Raw genomic sequence first — 23,648 nt, forward strand, 5'->3', positions numbered from 1 at the left:
GCGTGTCCTCGATGCTCTCCCGCGTGACCGCCGACCAGCGGCGGCAGGCGGCCGACGTCCTGGACGACCTGACGGCCGTCCTCGCCCTGAGTGGCGTCACGTTGCCGTCCATCGAGGTGGATTGGGAGCACGGCCGCAGGACCGGCTGCTACCTGATCAGCCTGGGCTGCGCCCGCCCGTTCGAACTCCTGCGGGTCGTGGACCTGTTGCGCAAGGGCCTGCGCTACGAGCGCCTGACGCGTGACGGCTGAACTCCTGGTCCGCCTGCTGTGGTGGGCGGGCTTCTCCCTCGTATTCCTCGCCGCCCTCAGGAAGTGAACCCCCGATGCGTGACCCCCGTCTGCTCGCCAAGCCGCCGGTGTGCCGGCTCGGCTGCCTCGTCCTCGTGCGCAACCCGCGCGGCGACGTGCTGCTCGTCGACCCGGACTACATGGACGGCCTCCTCCTCCCGGGCGGCGCAGCCCAGCCCAACGAGCCTCCCAACCTCGCCGCCGCGCGTCACCTCCACGCCGAGACCGGCCTCAACTTGCGCCTCGCCGACGTCCTGGCCGTCGACTTCACCCCGGCCGACCGCCACCTGGAGCGCCTCAACCTGGTCTTCGACGGCGGCACCGTGCGCGACGACGTCCGCCTCACCGTCCCGCCGCAGCACCGCAGCGGCCTGCTCGGCGCCCGCTTCGTCCCCGTCCGCCGGCTCCCCGACGTCATGGCGCCCTCCCAGGCCGCCCGCGTCAGCGAGGCGTTGGCGGGCCGAGCGCTGCCCGTCCTCCTCCACGGACAGCGCGCGACCTGATCGGCACCGCCGGGTTGGGGTCGGCGCCCACATCGGCCCAGTCGGTGACGCGTTGGGCGCTTCGGCAGCGAGAAGGGGCGGGCGCCAGGCGCCCGCCCCTTCTCGTTCAGCTGCGGTCAGCTCCAGGGGTTGGCCGGCTGGTCGGTGATGGCGGTCCAGAAGCGGGTGCCGGCGGGCAGGGTGCCGTTGGCCCACAGGCCCCAGCCGTTGGCGTCGTGGAACTCGGCCATCCGGAAGCCGGTGCCGAAGTAGCCGGCGCAGAGCTGGTCGGCGGCGGCCCGGCTGGTGAGCTGGCTGCCGGAGGTGGGGACGGTGGCCTTCACCTCGCCGCCGGCCCAGCTGTGGAAGCCGCTGGTGGGCACGCCGGCGGGGGCGGGGCGGCCGTCCTGCTTGAGGCACAGTACGGGCAGCTGCGCGGTGGCGGGGGTGTCGCCGCTGTACGCGTTGCTGCTGTTGTCGTTGCCGACGTGCACGACGTTGTCGGCGCGCTGCTCAAGGGTGGCCCAGGTCATGCCGTTGTGGGTGGCGACGCCGCCGAACAGGGCCTCGTAGGTGTTGCGGGCGATGTCCCACTCCTGGTACCCGCCCTGGTTGCAGTCGAACATGTAGAGCCGCCAGCCGCCGCCGATCCGGTGCTCGGTGTTGTCGAGGCACTGGGAGGTGGAGATGTTCTGCAGCCGGATCCCGAGCAGGCCGTAGCGCGGCGTGCTGTCGGCCGCGGTCCACGGCGTGACCCGCCACATCTGCGAGGTGTTGTTGGCGTAGCACTGGACGCCGGAGGGGGTGCTGTCGACGGTCAGGCAGGAGCGCTGGTCGGCGGCGTTGTTGACGGTGTAGACGCTCGGCAGGCCCGGGACGGGCTTGAACACCCACTGGCCCGGGTTGTCGGACGGCGCGCAGGGGTGCAGACCCTGCCCGCCCCATATCGCGCCGTTGGGACAGCGCTCGGACTTCTGGTTGAACAGGACCGTCGAGGGGGTGTCGGCCGAGGCCGAGCCGCCCGGGACCAGCACCAGGCCGGTCAGGGCGAGCGCGATGCCGAGGACGATACGCCGGACTAGCGAACGCACAGTGCTCTCCAAGGAGGGGAGACGACGAGGGGCGGCGGCCGGTCCGGAGGGCCCCCGGGCCACCCGGTCCGTCCGCCGCGGTCAGCTTGTCAGCGCGCGATCAATCGCCGGTATCCCAGTTTCCTGGGGGTCGTTCGACACCCGACTGGTCAGGGGCGCGGCCAGGGGCGCCCGTCGAGGTGCTCGATGTCGGTGTTGAAGCGGCGCAGGTAGGCGGCGAAGGTGGTGACGTCCTGGGCGGACCAGCCGGCCATCACCCGGTCCAGGGCCTCCACGTGGGCCTCGCGCTCCTCGTCGAGGCGGCGGTCGCCCTCGTCGGTGAGGCGGAACTTGCGGGCCATCCCGCCGTCGGGGTCGGCGATCCGCTCGACCAGGCCGGCCCGGGTCATGGCGGCGGTCTGCCGGTTGAGGGTGGAGGCGTCGAGGTTGAAGGCCTCGCTCAGCTCGCCGATGGACATCGGGCCCTGGATGCGGATGCGGCTGAGCAGGATGTACGCGCTGCGCTCCAGGGTGCTGCCGCGCGGGCGGGCGGCGGACTGGCTCAGGTAGTGGTGGCGGCCGAGCACCATGTACTCGAACTCGACCAGGTCCGTACGTTCTCCCATGCCGTCGTCCTTCGCCCTTCACCCTCATCGCCGCACCGCTGACCTGCGGGTTTCGCGGGCCTTGTCCAGTATGGCAAAGGGGTGTGACGGCGCGGCCCGGCCATGTAGTGTGCTCGATGCACATAATATGCACGATACACATTCTGTTTCCGAGGAGCCCGCCATGGACGGCCCCCAGCCCGGCGGCACGACCGCCCCCACCACCGGCACCGCCCCGACCGCCGGCACCGCCCCGGCCGCCGGTACCACCCCCACCACCGGCATCGTCGCCACCCTCGCCTTCACCGGCACCGTGGCCGCGATCATGCAGACCCTGGTCACCCCGCTGATCGGCGAACTGCCCCGACTGCTGCACACCGCGCCGTCCAACGCCTCCTGGGCGATCACCGCGACCCTGCTCGCCGGCGCCGTCTTCGTCCCGATCAGCGGACGCCTGGGCGACCTGCTGGGCAAACGCCGCATGCTCCTGGCCTGCTGCGTACCGCTGTTCATCGGATCGGTCCTGTGCGCGCTCGCCTCCGCGGCCGTACCGATGATCATCGGCCGCGGCCTCCAGGGCATGGGCATGGGCGTCGTCCCGCTCGGCATCAGCCTGCTGCGCGAAGTCCTGCCGCCCGAACGGCTCGGCTCCGCCATCGCCCTGGTCAGCGCCTCGATGGGGATCGGCGGCGGCCTCGGCCTGCCGATCGCCGCCGCCGTCGCCCAGTACGCCAGCTGGCGGGCCCTGTTCTGGGGCGCCGCCGCCCTCACCCTCGTCGTCGCCGCGATGATCCGCTTCCTCGTCCCCGCCCCCGCCCGGCGCCCCGCCGGCGGCCGCTTCGACCCCGTCGGCGCGGCCGGCCTGGGCGCCGGACTGGTCTGCCTCCTGCTGCCCGTCTCCAAGGGCGCCGACTGGGGCTGGACCGACCCCCTCACCCTCGGCCTGTTCGCCGCCGCCGCCGTCCTGCTCCTCGCCTGGGGCCGGTGGGAACTGCGCTGCCCCGAACCGCTGGTGGACCTGCGGGTCACGGCCCGCCCCCGGGTCCTGCTGACCAATGCCGCATCCGTCCTGGTCGGCTTCGGCATGTACGCGCAGGCGCTGATCATCCCCCAGCTGCTCCAACTCCCCGAGGCCACCGGCTACGGCCTGGGCCGGTCGATGCTGGCCATGGGCCTGTGGATGGCGCCCTCCGGCCTGATGATGATGGCCGTCTCACCACTGGGCGCACGCCTGTCGGCCGCGCGCGGCCCCAAGTTCACCCTGGTCGCCGGCTCCCTCGCGATCGCCGCCGGATACGGACTCTCGATGGTGCTCATCGGCTCCACCTGGGGCGTCCTGGTCGTGACACTGGTGTGCAACAGCGGCGTCGGCCTGGCCTACGGCGCGATGCCCGCACTGATCATGAGCGCCGTGCCGCTGTCCGAGACGGCGTCGGCGAACAGCTTCAACACCCTGATGCGCTCGCTCGGCACCTCCGTCTCCGCCGCCGTGGTCGGCGTGGTCCTCGCTCAGCTGACCACCACCCTCGGCGGCCACACCCTGCCCTCGGAGAGCGGCTTCAGGGTCGGCCTGCTGATCGGCTGCGGCGTGGCCCTGGCCGCCGCCGCGGTCGCCGCCACCATCCCCGCCCCGCCCGCCGGGGCCGCACCCGCCACCACCCACCCGGCACCCGCCGCCAAGGACACCGCCACGACCTGACCACCCGACCCGGCGTGACCTGACCACCCACCAGACCCGCCCCCGGCAACCCGCCGGGGGCGGCCGCGCTACGTACCCCCTACCGATCCGCGACGGATGCGCCCCCACCGCCACCACCGCACCGTCGCCTCCACCTGCTCCTCCAGCGCGGTCGCGCGCACCGCGAAAGCGGCCTCGTAGGCGGAGGCGTCCACCACGAACGGGCGGTCGAACTGCTGACGGACCTCCCGCAGTTCACGCAGCACCGGGGAGGGCGGCAAATACTTGGTATGGCAACCGTAAAAGACGATCTATGCTGGCGGGCGTTCACAATCTCTCCGCACAACGCAAGGTACTGAATGAAGCTGCCCCGGGTGTCCGCCGTCGTCGCGGCCGCCGTCCTGGCCCCCACCGTCCTCTTCCCGTCGATGGCCTCCGCCGCCGACAACCCCCAGCCGGCCGGTGTCTCCGGACCTGACACCGCGTCCAAGGGTGCCGAGGACCAGGGGACGGGCCAGGAAGAGCACGACCGCGCCGAGGTGCGGCGCATCCTCGCCGACAAGGAGAGCGGCCCGGGCGTGCGCGAGGCGGCCCAGAAGGCGCTGAACGGCACCGCCGCCGACCTGCGGCACTTCCTGGACGTCGAGCTCCACGACCAGCGCGTGATCGACAACCGGGTGAGGGCCTACCAGGTCCTCGCCGTCGGCGGGCCGGCCGTCAAGAAGGCCGCCACGGCCGCCCTGCGGGGCGGCACCGCCGAGGACGTCGCGAAGTTCCTCAAGGAGGGCCAGTTCATCGCCCGCGCCGAGGACGAGGACCGCGCCAAGGTCCAGAGCATCCTCGACGACAAGGAGACCGGCCCGGCCGTGCGCGCGGCGGGGGAGAAGGCCCTCGCGGGTACCGCCGCCGACGTGCGGCACTTCCTGGACGTCGAACTCGAGGAGCGGCGTCAGACCGACAACCGGCTGAAGGTCGCCCGGATCTTCGACGGCGCCGGGCCGGCACTGAAGAAGGCCGCCGGGAAGGCGATATCCGGCAGCAACGAGGAAATCCTGGCCTTCCTCAAGGAGGGCCAGTTCATCGCCCGCGCCGAGGACGAGGACCGCGCCAAGGTGCAGGGCATCCTCGACGACAAGGAGACCGGCCCGGGCGTGCGCGAGGCGGGGGAGAAGGCCCTCGCGGGTACCGCCGCCGACGTGCGGCACTTCCTGGAGGTCGAGCTCCGCAAGCAGCGGGCCGACGACAACCGGGTGAAGCTCGCCCAGATCATGGCGGTCGGCGGGCGGGCCGTGTGCGAGGCCGCCAGCCGGGCGCTGGACGGCGGTACCGACGAGGACGTCGTGAAGTTCCTGAAGGAAGGCCAGTTCACGGCCCGTGCCGAGGACGAGGCCCGTGCGAAGGTGCAGGGCATCCTGGACGACAAGGAGACCGGCCCGGGCGTGCGCGAGGCGGGGGAGAAGGCCCTCGCGGGCACCGTCGCCGACGTGCGGCACTTCCTGGACGTCGAGCTTCCCAAGCAGCGGGCCGACGACAACCGGGTGAAGCTCGCCCAGATCATGGCGGCCGGTGGGCGGGCCGTGCGCGAGGCCGCCAGCCGGGCGCTGGACGGCGGCACCGACGAGGACGTCGTGAAGTTCCTGAAGGAGGGCCAGTTCACGGCCCGCGCCGAGGACGAGGCCGCGAACAAGCCTGCCCCGCAGCCGGCCCGGCCCGCCGAGCAGCCGCAGACCGCCACCGGCGTCCAGTCGGCCGTCCAGCCCGCCGCCCTGACCACCACGACGGGCACGACCACGGGCACGACCGCGGCGGGCACCACCGCCGGGACGGCCACGGCCACCACGGGCACCACCCGCCCCGGCCAGCTCGCCGCCACCGGCACCGAGGGCCTCGGCTGGGAGGCCGGCGGCGCCGCCGCGGCCCTGGCCGCGGGTGCTGCGCTCGTCGTCGCCTCCCGCCGCCGCTCCACCGAGAGCTGACGCCCCCGAGCGTCCCCGGCCGCCCACGCGTCCGGGGACGCCCGGACGTCCGGGGACGCACGTTCAGCCGCGGGGGCTGCGCTCGGCGATCGCCCGGGCGAGGTCCGCGTGCCAGCGGGCCGCGTTGCTGCCGTCCAGCTGGCCCGCGAAGGCGCGCCGCGCGGCCTGCACCAGCCCGGCCGAAGCGTGCGGGTACGCCTCCCAGACCGCCCAGAGCGCGTTCTCGGTGTCCTCGTCCAGGCCCGTGCAGGTGAGCGGTCCGGTCCCGGACAGGGTCTTGGCCAGCACCGCCTCGAAGACCCGCCGCAGCCGCTCGTCGTCTTCGCGCCCGCGGGCGGGGCGCTCAGCCACCATCGCCGCCGCCACCGCCGCCACCGCTGCCACCGCTGCCACCACCGCCATCGCCACCGTCGCCGCTGTCACCGCCGCTCAGGCTCCGGTTCCGGCGCCGGCTGCGCGAGGAGCGGCGCAGCAGGGACCCCGAGGCGAGCGTCACGGACGCCACGGCGCGCACCCAGCGGGGGCCGCCGCGTTCGGCCCACACCACGCACACGCACCCGCCGACCACGATCACCAGGACACCGACCAGCACGGCACCGACCACGTCTCACCCCTCTCCCGTCCATCCCGTTTCCGGGCCGATCCTCTCAAGCCGAGCCCCCCGCCCGCGCCCCCGACCCACCCGAAACCGGGCCGATCCGCCATACAAGTGGACACCAGGCCTGTCCTACAGGGAAGTTGGCGCCGCGCGGGATCCGCTCGACCCGCGCCCCGACCCACCCCCCTGACCTGCGCCCCGCCCCTGCGCCGAGTGCGGTGGCGAGCCCGCCGTGTGCCAGGATGCCGACACCGATCCCCTCGACCGGAGACCTTTCTTGACGATTCGCCGCACCACCGCCCTGGCCGCCGCCGCGACCGTGCTCTCCCTCACCGCGCTGACGGGCTGCAACGACGACGCCGCCCCCTCGGCGGCCCAGACCCCCGCCGCCCCGCCGTCCGCTCCGGCATCGGCATCGGCCCCGGCGTCCGCACCTGCCTCGGCCCCGGCCGAGGCGCCCGCCGGCGGGGTGATCGACCCCGAGCAGGCCCTCGCCCAGGCCGCCCGCACGCCCTACGCGGCCTCCCAGGACTTCCGCACCGAGGGCGGCCCGCTGGTCGCGACCACCACCGGCCGGATCAACCTCAACGGCAAGGTACGCACCGGCCGCCTCACCGAGTCCCTCGGCGCCGGCGGCGATTCGGCGGGCGACCCGGTCGTCGTCACCGAGGACGCGGCGTACATCAAGTCCGGCAGCGGCTGGCGCAAGTCCCCCCTCGCCGACCGGATCGCCGACTACCACGGCTACGCGAAGGCCCTGCTGGCGCTCGGCCCCGCCGCCCGCAAGGGCATGGAGGAGCAGAACGGCGCGCCCGCCTTCCACCTGTCCGGCACGCTCGGCGTGGAGCAGATGCGCGCCGTGGACGCCGAGCGCTACCTCAACCTCAAGCGCATGGGGGTGGCGTCCTTCCAGCTCGACCAGTGGATCGACGCCCAGGGCCGCACCGTGCGCTTCGACCAGCGCGTCGAGATCAGGGGCACCCCGACGCGCACCTACGGCACCTTCCGCGACTTCGGCCCCGTCGAGCCGGTCCCCGCCCCCAACTGACCACCCGAGCAAAGGAGTCCGCCATGGCCAAGGGCCTGTTCGCGACCCTGCACACCACCCTGGGCCCGATCCGGCTGGAGCTGTTCCAGTTCCACGCGCCGAAGACGGTCCGCAACTTCGTCGAACTCGCCGAGGGCGCCCGGGAGTACACCGACCCGCGCACCGGCGGGCCCGGCAGCGGCCCGTACTACGACGGCACGCTCTTCCACCGCGTGGTGGCCGGCTTCATGGTCCAGGGCGGCGACCCCACCGGCAGCGGCACCGGCGGCCCGGGCTACGCCTTCGCCGACGAGTTCCACCCCGAACTGCACTTCACCAGGCCCTACCTGCTCGCCATGGCCAATTCCGGCCCGGGCACCAACGGCTCGCAGTTCTTCATCACCGTCGGCACGCCCGCCCACCTGAACCGCCGGCACACCATCTTCGGCCAGGTCGCCGACGCCGACTCCCGGTCCGTCGTCGACGCCCTCGCGGCCGTCCCCACGGACGGTGAGCGCCCCGTGGAGGACGTCGTGATCACCCAGGTCACCGTCGAGCGGCTCTGACGCCTGCCCCGCCAGCCCGGCAGTCCGGCAGCCCTGCGCCCGTCGTCCGGCGGTGTCACAGCCAGCCGCGGTCGTCGGCGGTGCGCAGGGCCTCGGTGCGGTTGCGGCTGGCGGTCTTGGCGATGGCGGAGGAGAAGTAGTTGCGCACCGTGCCCTCCGAGAGGTAGAGCTTGCCGGCGATCTCGGCGACGCCGGCCCCGGAGCGGGAGGCGTTCAGCACGTCGCGTTCCCGGGCGGTGAGCGGGGAGGCGCCGGCCGCCAGGGTGGCCGCGGCCAGTTCCGGGTCCACCACGCGTTCGCCCGCCGCGACCCGGCGGATGGCGTCGGCGAGCACTTCGGCCGGCGCGTCCTTGACGACGAAGCCGACCGCGCCCGCTTCCATCGCCCGGCGCAGGTAGCCGGCGCGTCCGAAGGTGGTGAGGATGACGACCCGGCAGTCGGGCACCTGCTGGGCCAGGACGGCGGCGGCGGCCAGGCCGTCGAGGCCGGGCATCTCGATGTCCAGGAGGGCCACGTGGGGCCGGTGTTCGCGGGCCGCGTCGACGACCTGGTCGCCGCGCCCGACGGCGGCGACCACCTCGAAGTCGTCCTCCAGGTCGAGCAGGGCGCACAGCGCGGTGCGGACCAGTTCCTGGTCCTCGGCGAGCAGCAGGCGGATCGTCATGTCGTCCCTTTCCGGGCGGGGGCGCGCCCGTGGCGGGCGCTCGGCGGGACGGTGACCAGCAGCCGCCACCCGCGCGGGCTCAGCGGGCCGGCTTCGACGGTACCGCCGGCCGCCGCGACCCGTTCCCGCAGCCCCCTCAGGCCCTTCCCGACCCCGCTGCCCTTCCCGACCCCGCTGCCCTTCCCGACCCCGCTGCCCTCGCCGGTCCCGCCGGTCCCGCCGGTCCCGCCGGTCCCGCCGTCCGCGCCCGTCCCGTCGTCGCGGATCTCCACGGAGGAGCCGGTGACGGTGACGGTGCAGCGGTCGGCCCGGGCGTGCCGGACCACGTTGGTCAGGCCCTCGCGCACCACCCAGCCGAACAGTTCCCCGTCCCGCGTGGCGACGGGGTCGGTGGACGTCGGCAGGTCGGCGACCACCCCGGCGGCGCGCAGCAGCTCGCGCCCGCGCGCGAGTTCGCCGGCCAGCGTGACGTCGCGGTAGCCGGTGACCGCGGCCCGGACGTCGGCCAGCGCCTGCCGGGACAGCGACTCCACCGCGGCCATCTCCGCCAGTGACTGGTCGGGGTCCTTGGCGGCGAGGCGCTGGGCCAGGCGGGACTTGACGGTGATCGCGGTGAGCGAGTGCCCGAGCAGGTCGTGCAGGTCGCGCGCGATCCGGTTGCGTTCGGCCTCCGAGGCCAGCCGCGCCACCTCGGCCCGGGCGGCCACCAGGGCCTGGTTGGTGGTGGCGATCTCCGCGAACGCCCCCGTGGTGAGCACGGTGAACAGCAGTGCCAGCGCCTGGAAGGTGCCGGGCCCGGCGTGCCAGGCGGGCACCGCCCACGGCACCAGCAGGGCGGCCAGGGTGGCGGTGACGGTCACCAGGGTGGCGTGGCGGCGCCGCAGCACGGCGACGAAGGAGACGACGACGATGGCGAGGTAGAACGCGTTCTCGTGGGCGAACGGCAGCGCGGCCAGGAACAGCGCGCTCATCACCGCCAGCAGCAGGAGCACCTGCCGTCGCCGGCGGTGGATCATCGCGGTGGCGGTGAGGACGAAGCAGAGGCAGAACGCGCCGACGACCGCGTACCCGGCGACCAGGGCCGCCCCGGACACGTTGCCGCTCACGGCGACGGCGGTCAGGCACGGGTAGACCAGCATCCCGGCGCTCAGCATGATCCGCCGCCAGCCCTGTACCCACCGCTGCGGGGCGCGCTCCCCTGTGGCGCGCTCCGCGGCGGCGTGCCCGGGGAGGGTCGCCTGCGTGTCCTCGTCCACCCTCGCCCGCCTCACGTCGCGTCGGATCGCGCGAACAGGGTACGCAGGTGGCGTCCGTTGATCACGGCGGCCACCCCCGCCAGCACCAGCCCGCACAGGGCCTGCTCGGCCTTCATCCAGAACGGGAAGGTCCCCGGCACGCAGATGATCACGACGATCGCGGCGATCATGACGGCCGAGATGATCCGCAGCCGCCGGTACGCCGCGTGCGATCCGCGGGCGGCCCGGGTGGTGAACAGGTACGTGACCACGGCGCTGGCCACGACGAGGGTGCCGCGGATCCACACGGCCGGGTTCACCAGGTCGGGGTGGTTGCGCAGGACGTAGGCGGCTGCCAGGGTGACGACGCTCAGGCCCAGGTAGGCGGACACCAGCCGCCTGACGGTGCGGAAGGCCCGAACGGTGTCGGGGTGGTTCACGTCGGTGGAGGTCATGCCCCCATGCTGTCCGCGCCGCGCCCCCGCCCGGCAGTGTGCTGCCGCACCGGCCGACCGTGACAATTGTCAGCAGGTCAGGGCAGGTGAGGTTGGGGGGAGGGCCGGGGAAGGGCCGGGGGAAAACGGGGCCGCCGCCCGGCGGGGCCGGGCGGCGGCTGGCTGTCGGTCGTGCGGTGGGGCTCAGGTGCAGCTGGTGAAGGTGGGGCTGGTGTTGGCGATGTAGAGGGTGGCGCCGCCGCTGGGGTCGGAGGTGAGCGGGACGGTGACGGTGTCCTCGGCGGTCCAGGGGAAGCCGCGGGCGTCGAACGTCCAGTTGCCGGTGACCTTGCGGGCGAGCTCGGCCAGCGTCACCCAGCCGTACTGCTGGGGCGGGACGTTGACGGTGACGGCGTTGTTGACGGTGGTCGAGCCCTGCCAGACGTTGCTGTAGTTGACGGCGGTCTTGACCGCGGTGGTGAAGACGCCGCCGGGGGCGCCGCCGGAGATCTCCGCCCCGATCTCCCCGCCGAGGGTGCTGGACCAGCCGGTCATGTTGGTGACCGCGAAGTTCTGCTGGGCGGCGCTGCTGGTGTTGTTGAACCAGATCGAGGAGACGCAGATCTTGGGCAGCGGCGCCGCGGGGGCCTCGCTCTTGACGGCCCAGGAGCAGGAGGAGACGTCCTTCTGGCACTGCTTGGCGGCGTGGTCGACGGCGAGGCTGCGGGCGGCCTGCGGGAAGCCGGTGGACCACTGCTGGTTGGCGGTGCCGTTGCAGGTGTACTGGTCGGTCCAGGCGTCGTCGTACTGGGCGCCGAGCAGCAGGTCCAGGCAGGTGTTGTCGCCCAGGTGGCGGATCATGAACGCGTCGGCGGCCCCGGCGACCGGCTGCAGGAACCACCGCTGGCTGGCCTGCCCGGCGCAGGTCTGCTGGCGCAGGGCCGGGGTGAAGAAGGCCAGGTCGATGCACTTGCCGGTGTCGTTGTTGACGATGGTGAAGGAGAAGTCGGAGGGGTCGACGCTCAGCCGCCAGGACTGGTGGTAGCCGGGCGCCGAGTTGGTGACGATGTAGGCGCCGTCGCCCATGGTGCCGTTCTGGACGTCGAGTTGGCGCCCGTTGCTGAGGGACTTGATGGTCAGGCACTGCTGCGGGGAGGCGCAGGCGGCGGCCGGCGCCGTGGCGGCGTGGGCCCGCGCGGTCGCGAGCGGGGAGGCGGTGAAGCCCAGGGCGGCGCAACAGGCCACCAGGACGGCCGCGATCAGGCGCAGCCAGGGAGCCGGTCGGCTCGGGGTCGTGGCGGAGAGCACGGGGTCGGGTCCTTTCGTCGGGAACGGGGAGAGGGAGAGGGGAGAGAAGTCGGAAAGAAGGGGAGGGCGGGCCGGTCAGGCGGCGGCGAAGGCCGCTTCCAGGCGCGGGACGTAGTCCACGAGGTCCTGCGCCCAGCAGCCCGCGCTGTGGCCGCCGTTGCAGGCGGTGCCCCAGCCGGCGCCGTTGCCGTAGTCGACGTAGTGGTAGCGGTAACCGAGGGCGTCCAGGCGGTCCTTGAGGCGCTTGGCGGTGCCCTCGGCCCAGAACTCCATGTCGGAGGCGCTGCCGTTGCCGTTGCCGGTGTAGACCGCGATGCCGGTGTCGGCGAGCGCGCCCACCCGGGAGACCGGGTCCGCGGCGTTCCAGCGCCAGTCGGCGTTGAACACCGGGTACGGCGAGCCGAAGATCGCGTCGCTGGAGACCGTGGGGCCGAAGTCGAGGCCGCAGGGCTTGCCGTCGCTGGGCCCGCACAGCACGGTGCCGGCGTTGGTCAGGGTGGCGACCACGGCCCCGCGGATGATCATCTCGTTCACGGAGAGGTCGTTCGCGCCGGACATGGTGAGGACCTGGCCGAACAGCTGGGGCCGGTCCTGCGCGTAGTGCAGCGCGCCGAAGCCGCCCATCGACAGGCCGCCGACGGCCCGGCTCCTGCGGCCCGTCAGGGTGCGCAGGTTGGCGTCGATGAACGGGACGACCTGGTCGAGGTGGAAGGTCTCCCAGTTCTGCGCCCCAGCGGCGGTGTTCTGGTCGAGCCAGTCGGTGTACCAGCCGCGCAGGCCGCCGTCCGGGATGACGGTGATCATCGACTGCGCGGCGGTGAGGGCGGGGTAGGCCAGGGCCGGGTCGCTCGGGTTGTCCGAGGCGCCGTGCAGGAAGTACAGGACCGGGTAGCGCTTGGCCGGGCTGGCCGCGTAGTCGGCGGGCAGCAGGATCCGGATGGTGTGCTCCCCGGCGACCTGGGGTGTGGTGACGGTGAGCACGAAGTTGGTGGCGCTGCCGGTGGGGGCGCCGACCTGGGTGAGCCCGAAGCCGTCCTTCATCGGCGGCGGGGCGGGGGCCTCGGCGTGCGCGGCGGGCACGCCCAGCAGCAGGAGGCAGGCGGTCAGGGCGGCGACGGCCGTCCTGGCGTACCGGAGCCGGGCGCGCGGGGGCCGCACGGGCGGGCGCCGGGCGGGCTGGGCTGGTGTCATGGGTCGTCCTTGGCCGTGAGGGTGCCGCCGTTCCCGGGGGGAACCGCCGGAACTGTCTGAGCACCGACAACTCTTGCGAGATCACCTCGCGGTCCGCCAGAGCGCCCTGCGGCGCACCTGGGCCACTGGCGCATGTGCGCCACCGGCGTGGGTAGCCTCCGACGGCCCGTCCGGGCGACACCGGCACAACGACAAGCCGACGAACCGACGAGCGGACGGGCCGACACAACGGCACAGCGCCGAGCTGACGAGCCGACACACCGACACACCGACACACCGATACACCGACACGATGACGGGGGACGTCGTGCACGACGTGCTGGATCCAGACTCCGAACGCGGCCGGATCTACCGCTGCCTGGTCGGCCGTCCGCAGGCGCGGGCGGCGGAGCTGGCGGCCGGGGTCGGCCTCGGCGAGGGCGCCGTCCTGGCCGTGCTCAGGGAACTCGCCGACGAGGGAGTCGTCGTGGCCTGCAACGGCGACGGCCCGCGCGACGACGGTCACCGCGACGACGGCCACTGCGACGACGGCCCGCGCGACGACCGTCACCGCGACGACGGTCACCGCGACCGCGCCTGGGAGGCGCTGCCGCCCGGCCGGGTGGTCGAGGCGGTGCTGCAGAGCGACGCCGTCCGGCAGGCCGCGGCGCGCCGGGCCGGGGCGGAACTGGAACGCCTCTACCGCTTCGCCCGGCGCGACGCCGGCACCTACGGCGCCCTGGAGGTGGTCGAGGACGCCGCCCAGGTGCTGGCGGCCAGCCGGCGCCTCCAACTGGCCGCCCGCCACCAGGTGCGGGTCATCGACGTGCCGCCCTACTCCGGCAGTTCGGCCTACTACCTCGACCAGGAGGTGCTGCAGCGCCAGCGGATGGCCGCCGGGGTCGTCTACCGCTCGATCTACCACGGCTGCGCCTTCGACGACCCGGTCGCGGGCCCCAACATGGCGCGCATGATGGAGGCGGGGGAGCAGGCCCGCACGCTGGACGAGCCGCCGCTCAAGCTGGCCCTGGGCGACGACGACCTGGCGATCGTCACGCTGGCGGCCGACGGGCGCCCGGGCGTCGTCTCGCTGCTGATCCGGCCCTCGGGCCTGCTGCGGGCGCTGGCCGCGGTGTTCGAGACGCTCTGGCGGCTGGCCGTCCCGGCGTCGGTGTCCGCCGTCGACCTGCAGATCGGCGAGCGGGACCGCCGCATCCTGACCCTGATGGCCAGTGGTGCCACGGACGACGCCATCGCCCGGCGGCTGGGGCTGGGGCGGCGCACGGTGGTGCGCCGGGTCTCGGCGCTGCTGGCCCAGCTGGGGGCCACCACGCGGTTCCAGGCGGGCGTGCAGGCGGCCCGGCGCGGTTGGCTGTGAGCCGTCCGTGCCGGGCCGGACCCTTGGGGGGTGGGGGTCAGGGAAAGGCGGTCAGCAGGTGCCCGCCGCGCGGTCGCGCACGACCAGGTCGGTGCGGCCGGGGGTGGAGTCCAGCCAGACCACCCGGGTGCCCTGGTCGGCGGCGGGCTGGTCCTGGCCGCCCCGGTCGCAGGAGAGGCGCTGCGGGGTGCCGCCGCCGGTCGGGAGCTGCCAGAGCTTGGGCAGTGCGGCATTGGTCCAGCCGCCGGCGGGCTTGGTGCCGTCGACCCTGTAGGTGACGGCCTGGTCGGAGGCGGCGAGGCTGCCGCCGCGCGTCGGGGCGTTCGGCGAGTCGGCGGCCAGCACCTCGGTCACGCCGGAGCCGTCCAGGGCGCCGGAGCGGATGGAGGAGCGGGCGGTCGCGCCGGCGGGGGTGTCCAGCCACAGCAGCCGTCCGCCGGCGAGCCGGGCGGAGGAGGCGGTGGTCGTGGCGGCGCCGGGGGCGGCGTGCGCGGTGTACTGCGCGGTGACCTTGCCGGCGGCGATCGAGTAGACGGTCGGCGCGGTGACGTACTGCTGTCCGTCCTGCCAGGACTCGGTCCAGGCGAGGTAGCCGTCCTTGAGGGTGAGGTCGTCCGGGTGGTGCCCGTCGGCCAGCGGCAGTTCGACCGCGGGGGCCCCGTCGTGGGACAGCCGGATGCTGGTGCGGTGGGTGGTGAAGTCGTTCACGGTGAAGGCGATGTCGCCGCCGGAGACCTGGGGGCTGCCGGGCTCCGTCCCGTCGGCGAGGAACAGGCTGCGGACCGGGCCGGCGCCGGACAGCGGTGCGGCCAGCAGTTCGCGGCTGTGGTTCTGGGCGGTGGTGCCGATGGCCTTCCACACGGCGGTGGTGCCGTCGGTGGCGGGCCAGCTGTGGTAGCGGCCGTCGTCGGGGCTGAGCCGGACGGGGGCGCCGCGCCCGGTGGTGGAGCCGGTGTACAGCGCGGTGGTGTCGGGGCGGGTGCCGCCCGTGCCCTTGACCGGGTCGGGGGCGGGGGCCATCGCCACCCAGTGCCCGCCGCCGGCGGCCGGGGGCGCCATCGAGTAGGAGAGGTTGCGCGCCAGCGTGCGGCTGTCCATGCCGATCCGGTTCTCCCAGCCGGGCTTGATCCCGTGCGCGTCGAACGCGGCTGCCACGGTGCGCAGTTGGGCGTGGCTGAGGCCGAGGTCGCGGCCGGCCGCCAGGGCCGCGTTGCGCCCGGCCACGAAGTCGTCGAGCGGGGTGAGGTAGGCGGTGAGCGCCCGGTAGACCACCCGGTCGGCGGTGAGCGGGTCGAGGGTGCGCCGGACGTCCCACAGGGCGCCGCTGAAGATGGTGGCGTTGAGGTGCTGTCCGCCGTTGTCGACCGTGCCGCCGAGGTAGTCGTCCACGGTGGTGCGGTGGTCGTCCATCCGGCGGTCCGCGCAGGCCTGCGGGGTGCCGGTGCGGCACTTGCTCTCGCCGAGCAGCGCGGCCGCCGGGTCGTTCATGGACATGCCGCGGGCGGTGACCTCGATGGCGTTGCCGAAGTAGTCGGCGATGCCCTCGTTCATCGCGCCGGCCTGGCCCATGCCGGCCAGGTCGGCGGTGTTCGATATGACGCCGTGGGTCATCTCGTGCCCGGCGATGTCGAGGGCGGCGGAGAACGGGTAGTAGTTGGGGCCCCCGCTGCCGTAGACCATCTTCTTCCCGTCCCAGTACGCGTTGGCGTAGGGGGCGCCGTCCTGGGTCACGTTGACGACGGAGGTGATCGCGCCGCCCTTGCCGTCCAGGCCGTTGCGGCCGAACCGGTCGTGGTAGAAGTCGTACACGATACCGGCGTTGACGCTGGCGTCGGTGGCGCCGCTGGTGCCGGCGGAGGCCGGGAAGTCCGGGCCGGGGGAGTGGGCCGGGGGGAGGTCGGCGGGGATGCCGCCGCCGAAGTCCATCTCGTCCCGGCCGCCCGCGTCGTAGGTGGTGATGGCGGCGGGCCGGGTGAGGTCGGTGAGCTGGTAACTGCCGTCCGGCAGGCGGGCGATGTTCACCTTGGCGGAGTTGCCGTGGGCGTCCGGCGCGGTCCCGGTGGCGGGTTCGAGGCCGGCCGCGGTGCTTCCGGCGGCGGTGCTCCCGGCATTGCCGCCCGTCGGGAGCGGGGCGCGGGTGTCGTAGGCGAGGGCGACCACGCCGACGGTGGCGTCCACGAAGACCTCGCGGGCCGCCGGCGCCCCGGTCGCCGGGTCGGCGGCGTGCACGGTGAAGCGCTGGGCGAGCCGGCCGGCGCCGTCCGGCAGGACGACCAGGCCGTGGTCCTCGGCGGTGGCCGCGGCCCGGGCCTTCGGGTCCTGGACGGAGCCGAGCGCCAGATCCCGCAGGGCGGCGGCCGGGACGGTGGCGGTGGTCGGCACGGTCAGGCCGGTGAAGTACTTGCCGCCGACCGACTCGACGCGCTGCCCGGCGCCCTCGCCCGTCAGATGCACCAGGTACTGCGCGCCGAACACGGGCACGCCGTCGTGGCGCTGCTCGAACCTGACGGTGCGCCGGCCGTCGGCGGTGCTCTCGGATCCGACCTCGGCCAGCTCGCCGGGGTCGACGTGGTAGCGGTCGGCGTGGGCCGCGAGGTGGGCGCGGGCGGCGTCGGCGGGGCTGCCGACGGCCGGCTCGGCCAGGCCGGTGACCAGCTGCGGGGCGGCGGTGTCCTGACCGGCCACCAGGGAGGGCACCGGGTCGGGGGCGGCCGCGGGCCCGGCCAGGGCGGGCGGCGCGGCCAGGGCCAGCGCCACCACGGCGGTGGCGCCGATGCCGAGTGCTGTGGACGTGCGGGAACGACGGGGCACGGAGGTCCTCTCGCAGGGCCGAACGGTGGTCGCGGCGGGCCGGCCGCGCCGGACCACCGCGACGATCACGATAAGTCATCCAACGTCATATGTCGATAGACTTTCTATGTGCCCTCGGAGGGCCGGAACCCGACCCCCGCAACCGACCCCCGCAACCGGCCCGGAAACCCCAACCCGCCCCGCCCGGCGAGCGATTCGTTCAAGACGCCACCACACCCCCCGGCCGACACTGACCCCCATGACCGATCGCGCCTTCACCCCCGCCGCCGGCCGCCTCGGCCCCGTACGCCTCTACGACCCCATCGTCTCCCTCACCCGCGAACGCCTGTGGCGCAGCCTGCTCGCCATGCACGTGGCCCCCCGCCCCGACGACGTGATCCTCGACGTCGGCTGCGGCACCGGCTCACTGGCCGTCCTCCTCGGCCGCGTCGAACCCCGCGCCCGCGTCATCGGCGTCGACCCCGACCCCACCACCCTCGAAGTGGCCCGCCGCAAGGCCGCCGCCGCCGGAGTGACCCCCGAATGGCACATCGGCATGGGCGACGCCGTCGCCGACCTCGTGGGCGCCGAAACGGCCGACACCGTCGTCTCCAGCCTCGTCCTCCACCAGTGCCCCATCCCCATGAAACAGGCCGTCCTCGCCTCCATGCACACGGCGCTGCGCCCCGGCGGCAAGCTCGTCATCGCCGACTTCGGGCGCCAGCGCACGGCCGCCATGCGCCTGGCGTTCCGCATCGTGCAACTGGCGGACGGCAAGGAGGACACCCAGCCCAACGCCGACGGCATCCTGCCCCGGCTGATCACCGAGGCCGGCTTCCACGGCGTGCGCGAGACCGAGACCGTCGCCACGCTCACCGGCTCGCTGTCGTTCTACGTCGCCCGCCGCGCGTAGGCCGCCCGTCGGGTCCCCCGTGCGACCGGTGACCACGGGTACGCCGGCGGGCCCGCGCCTCCTGCTCAGCCGGGCGTCGTGTACTTCACCCGCTCCTGGAGTGGGGTCAAACGCTCCGTCAGCCGGCGTGTCTCGATGCTCTCCACGCGGTCGGGCGGTTCGTCCTCGTCCCCGGCCCAGCACATGTATATGTCGACCCTCCCGTGCGGGAGGGCCGCGGACACCAGCGCCGCCAGGAATTCCCGGGAGTGCTTCTGAGCGAGGAACTCCTCGCGCTCCTCGTCCCGCATCGCGTCGACGAGCGCCATCGCGTCGGCCGTGTCGGTGAACCCCTCCCACTCGAACCGGGAGCTGTTGAATCCGCAGCCGCAGCCCTCGTGCGAGCCGACGTAGGTCACGTGCGGTGAAGTGAAGCGGGCTCGAACGGGCGCGTCGGCGGCGATCTCGCGAACCCCGCAGTAGCAGGTCCCGAGTTGGGGACCGGCGGTGCAGGGGATCGGCAGCACGGGCTGTTCGGTTCCGATCCACACCATCAGACACATGCGGACGAGGCTACGCCGGGTCCGAGGCGCCCGCCCGGCCCGAGGCGCGCAGCACCGGGAGCACCGCGGACGGCGTCAGCCCCGTCATCTCCCGCATCTGCCGGCTGAAGTGCGCCTGGTCCGCGAAGCCGCCCGCCAGCGCCGCCTCGGCGAGCGTGCGCCCCTCGCCCAGCGCGTCGGCGGCGCGGGCCAGCCGCCGCCAGATCCGCCAGCGCGCCAGCGGCACCCCCAACTGCCGCCGCGCCAGCGCCCGCAGGCGCTGCGGCGACAGCCCCACCCGCGCCGCCAGCCCCGGCAGCGCGACCCGGTGGTCCGTCAGCGCCTCCATCGCCGCCCACAGCCGCACGTCCACCTCGGCCGACGGCAGCACCCCGGACGGACACAGGTCCTCCTCCACCAGGTCCCGCCACTGGGGTGCCACGGTGACACCGTCACCGCACCCCGCCCGCAGCCGGTCCGCGAACGCGCAGTGCGGATCGACGAAGAACGCCGACACCTCCCGGACCGGCGCCATCCGGTGCCACACCATCGGCGCCACCACCACCGCCGCGCCCCGGTGGCGGACCCCGGCCCCGTCCACGATCGTCACCTCGCCGCCCGCCGGCGCGACGGCAACCTGGAACGCGGCGTGCCGATGTGACGTACTGTCCGCCAACGGCCCCCGGTACAGCGCGTACCCCGCGCCCACCACGAAGCGCCGCCCGATCCCCTCCCGCTGCCCCATCCGCCCGATGCTGCCAGAGCGCCGCGCCCGCCACCCCGGATTCCGGCCACCCCCTAGCGCCGCAGGCCCACCTCGCGGGCCTTCCAGGCCAGGGCCATCGCGAACCGGACCGTGCCCACCAGCCCGGCCAGGGCGAGCGCGATCCACAGCGGGATCCCGAGCAGGCTCGGCCGGCCCGTGATCATCCGCTCGCCGGCGAGCCACACCCTGGTCTCGTGGCCGTCCGGATACAGCTTCCCGGTGGGCCGCTCCTCGCTGAACTCCCGGCCGCCGGCGCTCCAGTGGTACGTGCAGCCGTAGACGTCGTGGCCCTGGTTCTGGTCGTCCAGCTCCCGGCCCGTCGTCCGGCAGCCCGTCACGGTGGCCGTGACGCCGGGCGGCTCGTGCAGCCTGGTCCGGACGGCGTAGGCGGCCTGCGCCGCCGCGAACACCGTGCCCAGGGCGAGTGCGAGCAGCACCACCAGCGCCACGAACGCGGCGGCGTACTCGACGGCGGCGACCTGACGCAGCAGCGGCAGCGAGGCACCGACGGCCGCCACCAGGGCGACCCCGCACACCACCAGCCACCACCGCCGATCGCCCGGCAGGTCCTGCGACCCCGCCCACACCACCGGCCCGGCCGCGCCCCCCAGCACCGCCACCCCCGCCACCACACCCACCGCACACCGCCGGTGCAGCGCCCCCCACTCCACGGAAGCCTCGCGTCCCACCCCGCCCCCCTCTCCCCGTTCACCCGCCCACCCTCGCCACCCCCGAGGACGCCCCCACCCGACGCCACGGTTTCGGCCCGCGCCCGGTCCGCCTCTTGTCAGCCGAGCGGCACGCGGGCGGCGGCCTCCCACTCGTACATCCGCCGGTCACGGCCGAGGACGATGAGTTCGGCGGAAGCGATGCGGGCGGTCGCGGGGTAGGTGGTGACGCCGGCAAGGGCGTCGGCGGCGGGCTGGGCCGGTCCGTCGGCGTTGGAGTAGGCGACGGAGACGTGGGGGCGGAAGCCGTCGGCCTGTTCGGGGACTTCGGGCCAGACGTCGGCGATGGCGGCGCGGATGGCCGAGCGGACGGCGCGCACGGGCTCTGCGGGGTCGACGGTGAGGAGCAGGGCCTCGGGGGCGACGATCGCGGGCCCCAGTGCGAGGTCGAAGGCGGGGATCTTCGCAAGGCGGCTGGTGGCGGCGTCGACGATGGCGCGGGCGTCGGCCGCGCTCACCTCGTCGGTGGAACCGAGGCCCTGCATGGTGAGGTGGAGCCAGCGGTCGGGGACGAGGTCGAGGCCGGGGACGTCGGCCAAGGCGTGGCGGTAGTCGGCGGCGAGGCCGTGGAGGTCGTCGGCGCCGTCGAAGACCAGGTGCCAGGTGTACCAGCGGGTACCCGTGGTCCAGCCGGGCCGCCACCACCAGTGGTCGGCCATACGTGAGGGAGTGTCAGTCATGGTCGCCGATCCAAGCACCAGCCGGCGCCACGGGGGAGAGGGCGCGTGCGGCTTCCCGGACGGCGGTCGGCCGTTTCCAGGGGCCCTTCCCCCCTCGCAGGACGGGAGGATTCCATGATGGATTGATTACGGTGCGACACGGCTCGGCGCAGGGCTGGGCCAGGTTTATACGGGCAGATTCCATCCGGGCCCGTCCTCGGTGCCGAGCCAGACCCGCTGTCCGGCCGCCGACACGGTGATCCCGAAGCGATCCTGGTGCGGCTCACCGGCCGCCTGCCAGGTCTCAACCGCTTGCTCGACCTGGTCCCACAGGGCGACGGGCCCGCGCTGAGTCACGGCCCACCCGCCGGTGGGGTTGGGCGCCGTCCGGGCCTGCGATCCGGTGGCCAGGTCCCAGAGGATCTGTTGAGCCCCCACACCCATGCGGATTGCCCCGGGTGCGGCAAGTTGGGCTACCCAACCGCCCGTCCAACTGTCCAGCTTCGCCGGGTCGATGCGGGTCGGACGTTCCTTGCCGGGCAGGAGGTCCAGCGTCGGGCGGGGCGGTCGGTCGTGCGGGCGGGCGATCATGAAACTGGTTTGGCCGGTCAGGAACCGGCCGGTGGCCTCGCCAGGTCCGGTCACGTCGAGCAGCACGAGGGCGTTCGCGTAGCTCCACCCGGAGAGGGTGACCAGGATTCGGCCGCCGGGCTTGACCTGGTGGAGCCAAGAGAGGGGGATGTACCGGACAGAACAGGTGGCGATGATCCGGTCGTACTGCCCGCCGTCCGGGTCGCCGCGCAGCCCGTCACCGATGATCAACCGGGGGGAGAATCCCGCAGTCTTGATCGCCGTTGCCGCTGCCGCGCCGACTGTGGGGTCGTACTCGATGCTGGTGAGGTTGGCGTCCCCGAGGCGGTGTGCGCCGAGGGCGGTCGAGTACCCGGTGCCCGTGCCGATCTCCAGTACCCGGTGCCCGGCCTCGGCGCCCAACTGCTGCCACATGCGCAGTACGACGGACGGGAGGGTGGACGACGATGACGGGATGCCTGTCACGGTCTCCCCAGCGGTGTCCTCGGGCCCGATGCGGCCGTCGAGTTGGGTCACCAGTGTCTGGTCATCGTAGATCCCCACCAGCCACCCGGGCTCGCCCGGACGGACGGGTCGGTAGACAGTCGGAACGCTGCCGGCGACCGGAGCGAAGTAGGTTCCGACGAAGAGCTCTCGGGGAACGGCCCTCACCGCGCTGTCCCACTCGCGTTCGGTCAGCATGCCGTCCTCGGTGAGCCTGTCGGCCAGAGCGGTGCGGAGTTCAGCCGGTGTGCTCATGCGTCACGGCCTTTCTGTAGCTGGTCGGCGAGGGCGTGGGCAATCGCCTCGGTGGTCTCGGCCGGTTGCCATGCCCACTGGCCGTTCGGGTTGCATTCGAGGAAGTACCAGTCGCCCGAGGCGGTCACGGCGAAGTCGAACGCGCCGTAGGCCAAACGAAGTTCTCCGAGGTAGGCGGCGACCGAACGTGCGACCGGCTCGGGTACGTCGATCGGGGTGCACGTCATCCGGTCCTGGCGGCGCCGCCAGTCGAGGTCGGGACTGTCGATCCGGACGCCGAACAGGCGGTTGTCGACGGCCGTCACCCTTGCGTCGAACAGCTTCGGCACCTTCGCCTGGAAGAGGTGCGGGCAGGCGGACACGGCGTCGGTGATGTCGGCCGGATCGACCTCGCGTACCCACACGGCGTGAGGCTGCCCGCCGATCGAGTAGGGGATGTTCCACAACGGCTTGTACACCGCCCCGGCGGCCCGGGCCGCCACGAACTCCCGCGCCTCGTTCGCGCTGTTCGTGATCACCGTGTCGGGGACCGGGAACCCGCAGCGCTGCGCGGCCGCCAGTTGTGCTGGCTTGTGCTCGGCCGCACGGTTGGCCCAGGGGTGGTTCACGTAGTGTGCGGCGGGGAGCGAGGCGAGGATGCCGCCCGCACCCCACAGGGATTGCGCGGCGGCGAACCGGCGGTCCTGGCCGTCCAGTTCGGAGGGCCCTTCGTAGGGTGAGGCCCGGCGCACCCAGACGGACCGGACGGCGGAGAGGTCGAGGTCCCGGCTGGCGGTGCGCAGAGTGCCCTGCTGCTGGCCTGTGCGGTACGTGGCGATCAGCGAGGCACCCGTGTGCAGGTCGGTGCCGGGATCGAGCCGGACCACCGGAACTCGGCGCTCGGCGAGCACCCGCAGTACCGCATCCGCGGTCACGTCAAGGGGATTGGTCAGCACCAGCACCGACCCGCTTCGGTCGTTCATCAGCCGTTGCTCTGGTCCTGATCGTAGGACTCGGTGCTGTCGGCGTCGGTCGGCCCGCCCGGGTTTCCGTCGGGCGTGGTCGTGGTGGGCGTCAGGCCGCTCGTGCTGGTGCCATGCCCGCCCAACTCGACCGTGCGTCCGTGCTCGTCCACGATCACCGCAATCTGCGTCTCGGGGTCGATGACGGGCGTGTACTGCGGGACCGGGACGGTAGCCGTGAACGGCCCCATCCGGGTGGTACCCCACGGTGCGGTTGTCATCTGTGCTGCGCCTCCATTTCGTGGTGGTGCTGACGGGATCAACAACTCGGCCGGTTGGCCGAGTTGTTGATCCCGCCCGGTCGGAACGGACCTCAAGTCCGCAACCAGTTCGCCGACCTGCGGGCGGTATCGCGGCCCAGGGGACACGGGGGTGCGTTTGCGCGTCACGACAGCGACTCCGTTCCGTAGTCCGACGACTACTGGGGGCGCCAACTGTCCTCTAGGCTGCGGAGCTGTTC

General features: G+C 73.7%; 24 protein-coding genes and 1 pseudogene. 8 read left to right on the forward strand and 17 right to left on the reverse strand.

Features of this window, described 5'->3' with window-relative positions; genetic code table 11:
• Nucleotides 1–2: 2 nt before the first annotated feature.
• Together ACIO9K_RS29705 and ACIO9K_RS29710 are read left to right on the forward strand one after the other, a co-directional pair.
• A complete protein-coding gene (locus tag ACIO9K_RS29705) occupies nucleotides 3–251 on the forward strand; it encodes a hypothetical protein (protein ID WP_400334573.1) in 249 nt (82 codons plus the stop codon).
• A 74-nt stretch (nucleotides 252–325) separates the two neighbouring features.
• A complete protein-coding gene (locus ACIO9K_RS29710) occupies nucleotides 326–793 on the forward strand; it encodes an NUDIX domain-containing protein (RefSeq protein WP_400334575.1) in 468 nt (155 codons plus the stop codon).
• Nucleotides 794–909: 116 nt separating this feature from the next.
• On the opposite strand, the gene ACIO9K_RS29715 is transcribed toward ACIO9K_RS29710, so the two are convergent.
• Nucleotides 910–1,863 (reverse strand): hypothetical protein, encoded by a 954-nt coding sequence (locus ACIO9K_RS29715; RefSeq protein WP_400334577.1) that lies wholly within the window; start codon nucleotides 1,861–1,863, stop codon nucleotides 910–912.
• A gap of 149 nt (nucleotides 1,864–2,012) precedes the next feature.
• Complete coding sequence (locus ACIO9K_RS29720) at nucleotides 2,013–2,468, reverse strand: MarR family transcriptional regulator (RefSeq protein WP_363586814.1); 456 nt, start codon at nucleotides 2,466–2,468, stop codon at nucleotides 2,013–2,015.
• A 163-nt stretch (nucleotides 2,469–2,631) separates the two neighbouring features.
• On the opposite strand from ACIO9K_RS29720, the gene ACIO9K_RS29725 reads away from it, so the two are divergent.
• Entirely contained in the window at nucleotides 2,632–4,146 is a 1,515-nt protein-coding gene (locus ACIO9K_RS29725) for an MFS transporter (RefSeq protein ID WP_400334578.1), read from the forward strand.
• Nucleotides 4,147–4,214: 68 nt separating this feature from the next.
• Here the strand turns inward: ACIO9K_RS29725 and ACIO9K_RS29730 are convergent.
• Nucleotides 4,215–4,397, reverse strand: a pseudogene (locus tag ACIO9K_RS29730) (hypothetical protein); the annotation flags it as partial.
• 87 nt (nucleotides 4,398–4,484) lie between these two features.
• Here ACIO9K_RS29730 and ACIO9K_RS29735 point away from each other — a divergent pair.
• The gene (locus tag ACIO9K_RS29735; protein WP_400334579.1) at nucleotides 4,485–6,101 is read left to right on the forward strand and encodes an ALF repeat-containing protein; all 1,617 of its coding nucleotides are present in this window, start codon (nucleotides 4,485–4,487) and stop codon (nucleotides 6,099–6,101) included.
• A 63-nt stretch (nucleotides 6,102–6,164) separates the two neighbouring features.
• Here the strand turns inward: ACIO9K_RS29735 and ACIO9K_RS29740 are convergent, their stop codons facing one another.
• Nucleotides 6,165–6,524: a hypothetical protein gene (locus ACIO9K_RS29740; protein WP_400334581.1), complete on the reverse strand. Its 360-nt coding sequence runs from the start codon at nucleotides 6,522–6,524 to the stop codon at nucleotides 6,165–6,167.
• A 452-nt stretch (nucleotides 6,525–6,976) separates the two neighbouring features.
• On the opposite strand from ACIO9K_RS29740, the gene ACIO9K_RS29745 reads away from it, so the two are divergent.
• Entirely contained in the window at nucleotides 6,977–7,747 is a 771-nt protein-coding gene (locus tag ACIO9K_RS29745) for a hypothetical protein (RefSeq protein WP_400334583.1), read from the forward strand.
• A 23-nt stretch (nucleotides 7,748–7,770) separates the two neighbouring features.
• Nucleotides 7,771–8,292 carry a peptidylprolyl isomerase gene (locus ACIO9K_RS29750; RefSeq protein ID WP_400334585.1) on the forward strand — a complete coding sequence of 174 codons (522 nt, stop codon included), beginning with the start codon at nucleotides 7,771–7,773 and terminating at the stop codon, nucleotides 8,290–8,292.
• Between the two features lie 55 nt (nucleotides 8,293–8,347).
• Here the strand turns inward: ACIO9K_RS29750 and ACIO9K_RS29755 are convergent, their stop codons facing one another.
• The 5 genes from ACIO9K_RS29755 to ACIO9K_RS29775 all read right to left on the reverse strand — a co-directional run bounded on the left by ACIO9K_RS29755 (nucleotide 8,348) and on the right by ACIO9K_RS29775 (nucleotide 13,124).
• On the reverse strand, nucleotides 8,348–8,956 hold the full coding sequence (locus tag ACIO9K_RS29755) for a response regulator transcription factor (RefSeq protein ID WP_363586822.1): 609 nt from the start codon (nucleotides 8,954–8,956) through the stop codon (nucleotides 8,348–8,350).
• Nucleotides 8,953–10,212, reverse strand: coding sequence for a sensor histidine kinase (locus ACIO9K_RS29760; protein WP_400334587.1), 1,260 nt, complete (start codon nucleotides 10,210–10,212; stop codon nucleotides 8,953–8,955). Before ACIO9K_RS29760 ends, ACIO9K_RS29755 begins: the two co-directional genes overlap by 4 nt.
• Before the next feature lie 11 nt (nucleotides 10,213–10,223).
• Nucleotides 10,224–10,646, reverse strand: a complete 423-nt coding sequence (locus tag ACIO9K_RS29765) for a hypothetical protein (protein ID WP_363625840.1) — start codon at nucleotides 10,644–10,646, stop codon at nucleotides 10,224–10,226.
• A 183-nt stretch (nucleotides 10,647–10,829) separates the two neighbouring features.
• Nucleotides 10,830–11,933 (reverse strand): RICIN domain-containing protein, encoded by a 1,104-nt coding sequence (locus tag ACIO9K_RS29770; protein ID WP_363625841.1) that lies wholly within the window; start codon nucleotides 11,931–11,933, stop codon nucleotides 10,830–10,832.
• A 75-nt stretch (nucleotides 11,934–12,008) separates the two neighbouring features.
• Nucleotides 12,009–13,124 carry an alpha/beta hydrolase-fold protein gene (locus tag ACIO9K_RS29775; RefSeq protein ID WP_363625843.1) on the reverse strand — a complete coding sequence of 372 codons (1,116 nt, stop codon included), beginning with the start codon at nucleotides 13,122–13,124 and terminating at the stop codon, nucleotides 12,009–12,011.
• 292 nt (nucleotides 13,125–13,416) lie between these two features.
• Here ACIO9K_RS29775 and ACIO9K_RS29780 point away from each other — a divergent pair, with 292 nt between their 5' ends.
• The gene (locus ACIO9K_RS29780) at nucleotides 13,417–14,481 is read left to right on the forward strand and encodes a LuxR C-terminal-related transcriptional regulator (protein WP_400334590.1); all 1,065 of its coding nucleotides are present in this window, start codon (nucleotides 13,417–13,419) and stop codon (nucleotides 14,479–14,481) included.
• A gap of 51 nt (nucleotides 14,482–14,532) precedes the next feature.
• Here ACIO9K_RS29780 and ACIO9K_RS29785 read toward each other — a convergent pair whose 3' ends face one another.
• Nucleotides 14,533–17,292: a M4 family metallopeptidase gene (locus tag ACIO9K_RS29785; RefSeq protein WP_400334592.1), complete on the reverse strand. Its 2,760-nt coding sequence runs from the start codon at nucleotides 17,290–17,292 to the stop codon at nucleotides 14,533–14,535.
• 238 nt (nucleotides 17,293–17,530) lie between these two features.
• Between ACIO9K_RS29785 and ACIO9K_RS29790 the strand changes: the two genes are divergently transcribed.
• Complete coding sequence (locus tag ACIO9K_RS29790) at nucleotides 17,531–18,184, forward strand: methyltransferase domain-containing protein (RefSeq protein ID WP_363625849.1); 654 nt, start codon at nucleotides 17,531–17,533, stop codon at nucleotides 18,182–18,184.
• 65 nt (nucleotides 18,185–18,249) lie between these two features.
• Here the strand turns inward: ACIO9K_RS29790 and ACIO9K_RS29795 are convergent, their stop codons facing one another.
• From ACIO9K_RS29795 to tgmA, 7 genes are all read right to left on the reverse strand, one after another.
• Nucleotides 18,250–18,726 carry a hypothetical protein gene (locus tag ACIO9K_RS29795; protein WP_400334594.1) on the reverse strand — a complete coding sequence of 159 codons (477 nt, stop codon included), beginning with the start codon at nucleotides 18,724–18,726 and terminating at the stop codon, nucleotides 18,250–18,252.
• A gap of 10 nt (nucleotides 18,727–18,736) precedes the next feature.
• Entirely contained in the window at nucleotides 18,737–19,450 is a 714-nt protein-coding gene (locus ACIO9K_RS29800; protein ID WP_400334596.1) for a helix-turn-helix domain-containing protein, read from the reverse strand.
• 53 nt (nucleotides 19,451–19,503) lie between these two features.
• The gene (locus ACIO9K_RS29805) at nucleotides 19,504–20,160 is read right to left on the reverse strand and encodes a hypothetical protein (protein ID WP_400334598.1); all 657 of its coding nucleotides are present in this window, start codon (nucleotides 20,158–20,160) and stop codon (nucleotides 19,504–19,506) included.
• Between the two features lie 98 nt (nucleotides 20,161–20,258).
• Nucleotides 20,259–20,858, reverse strand: coding sequence for a 2'-5' RNA ligase family protein (locus tag ACIO9K_RS29810; protein ID WP_400334600.1), 600 nt, complete (start codon nucleotides 20,856–20,858; stop codon nucleotides 20,259–20,261).
• A gap of 186 nt (nucleotides 20,859–21,044) precedes the next feature.
• Nucleotides 21,045–22,187, reverse strand: a complete 1,143-nt coding sequence (gene tgmC, locus ACIO9K_RS29815; protein ID WP_400334602.1) for an ATP-grasp peptide maturase system methyltransferase — start codon at nucleotides 22,185–22,187, stop codon at nucleotides 21,045–21,047.
• Entirely contained in the window at nucleotides 22,184–23,149 is a 966-nt protein-coding gene (gene tgmB / locus ACIO9K_RS29820) for an ATP-grasp ribosomal peptide maturase (RefSeq protein WP_400334604.1), read from the reverse strand. Before tgmB ends, tgmC begins: the two co-directional genes overlap by 4 nt.
• A complete protein-coding gene (gene tgmA / locus ACIO9K_RS29825; protein ID WP_363625857.1) occupies nucleotides 23,149–23,409 on the reverse strand; it encodes a putative ATP-grasp-modified RiPP in 261 nt (86 codons plus the stop codon). Before tgmA ends, tgmB begins: the two co-directional genes overlap by 1 nt.
• Nucleotides 23,410–23,648: the final 239 nt, after the last annotated feature.

Source organism: Kitasatospora sp. NPDC087271 (assembly GCF_044744605.1).
Taxonomy (GTDB): domain Bacteria; phylum Actinomycetota; class Actinomycetes; order Streptomycetales; family Streptomycetaceae; genus Kitasatospora.

Coding starts and splice junctions, on each gene's coding strand:
- tgmA (WP_363625857.1), bottom strand. CDS start 23,409: ATGACAACCGCACCGTGGGGTACCACCCGGATGGGGCCGTTCACGGCT.
- ACIO9K_RS29750 (WP_400334585.1), top strand. CDS start 7,771: ATGGCCAAGGGCCTGTTCGCGACCCTGCACACCACCCTGGGCCCGATC.
- ACIO9K_RS29795 (WP_400334594.1), bottom strand. CDS start 18,726: ATGTGTCTGATGGTGTGGATCGGAACCGAACAGCCCGTGCTGCCGATC.
- tgmB (WP_400334604.1), bottom strand. CDS start 23,149: ATGAACGACCGAAGCGGGTCGGTGCTGGTGCTGACCAATCCCCTTGAC.
- ACIO9K_RS29780 (WP_400334590.1), top strand. CDS start 13,417: ATGACGGGGGACGTCGTGCACGACGTGCTGGATCCAGACTCCGAACGC.
- ACIO9K_RS29765 (WP_363625840.1), bottom strand. CDS start 10,646: ATGACCTCCACCGACGTGAACCACCCCGACACCGTTCGGGCCTTCCGC.
- ACIO9K_RS29810 (WP_400334600.1), bottom strand. CDS start 20,858: ATGGCCGACCACTGGTGGTGGCGGCCCGGCTGGACCACGGGTACCCGC.
- ACIO9K_RS29755 (WP_363586822.1), bottom strand. CDS start 8,956: ATGACGATCCGCCTGCTGCTCGCCGAGGACCAGGAACTGGTCCGCACC.
- ACIO9K_RS29800 (WP_400334596.1), bottom strand. CDS start 19,450: ATGGGGCAGCGGGAGGGGATCGGGCGGCGCTTCGTGGTGGGCGCGGGG.
- ACIO9K_RS29775 (WP_363625843.1), bottom strand. CDS start 13,124: ATGACACCAGCCCAGCCCGCCCGGCGCCCGCCCGTGCGGCCCCCGCGC.
- tgmC (WP_400334602.1), bottom strand. CDS start 22,187: ATGAGCACACCGGCTGAACTCCGCACCGCTCTGGCCGACAGGCTCACC.
- ACIO9K_RS29710 (WP_400334575.1), top strand. CDS start 326: ATGCGTGACCCCCGTCTGCTCGCCAAGCCGCCGGTGTGCCGGCTCGGC.
- ACIO9K_RS29735 (WP_400334579.1), top strand. CDS start 4,485: ATGAAGCTGCCCCGGGTGTCCGCCGTCGTCGCGGCCGCCGTCCTGGCC.
- ACIO9K_RS29790 (WP_363625849.1), top strand. CDS start 17,531: ATGACCGATCGCGCCTTCACCCCCGCCGCCGGCCGCCTCGGCCCCGTA.
- ACIO9K_RS29720 (WP_363586814.1), bottom strand. CDS start 2,468: ATGGGAGAACGTACGGACCTGGTCGAGTTCGAGTACATGGTGCTCGGC.
- ACIO9K_RS29725 (WP_400334578.1), top strand. CDS start 2,632: ATGGACGGCCCCCAGCCCGGCGGCACGACCGCCCCCACCACCGGCACC.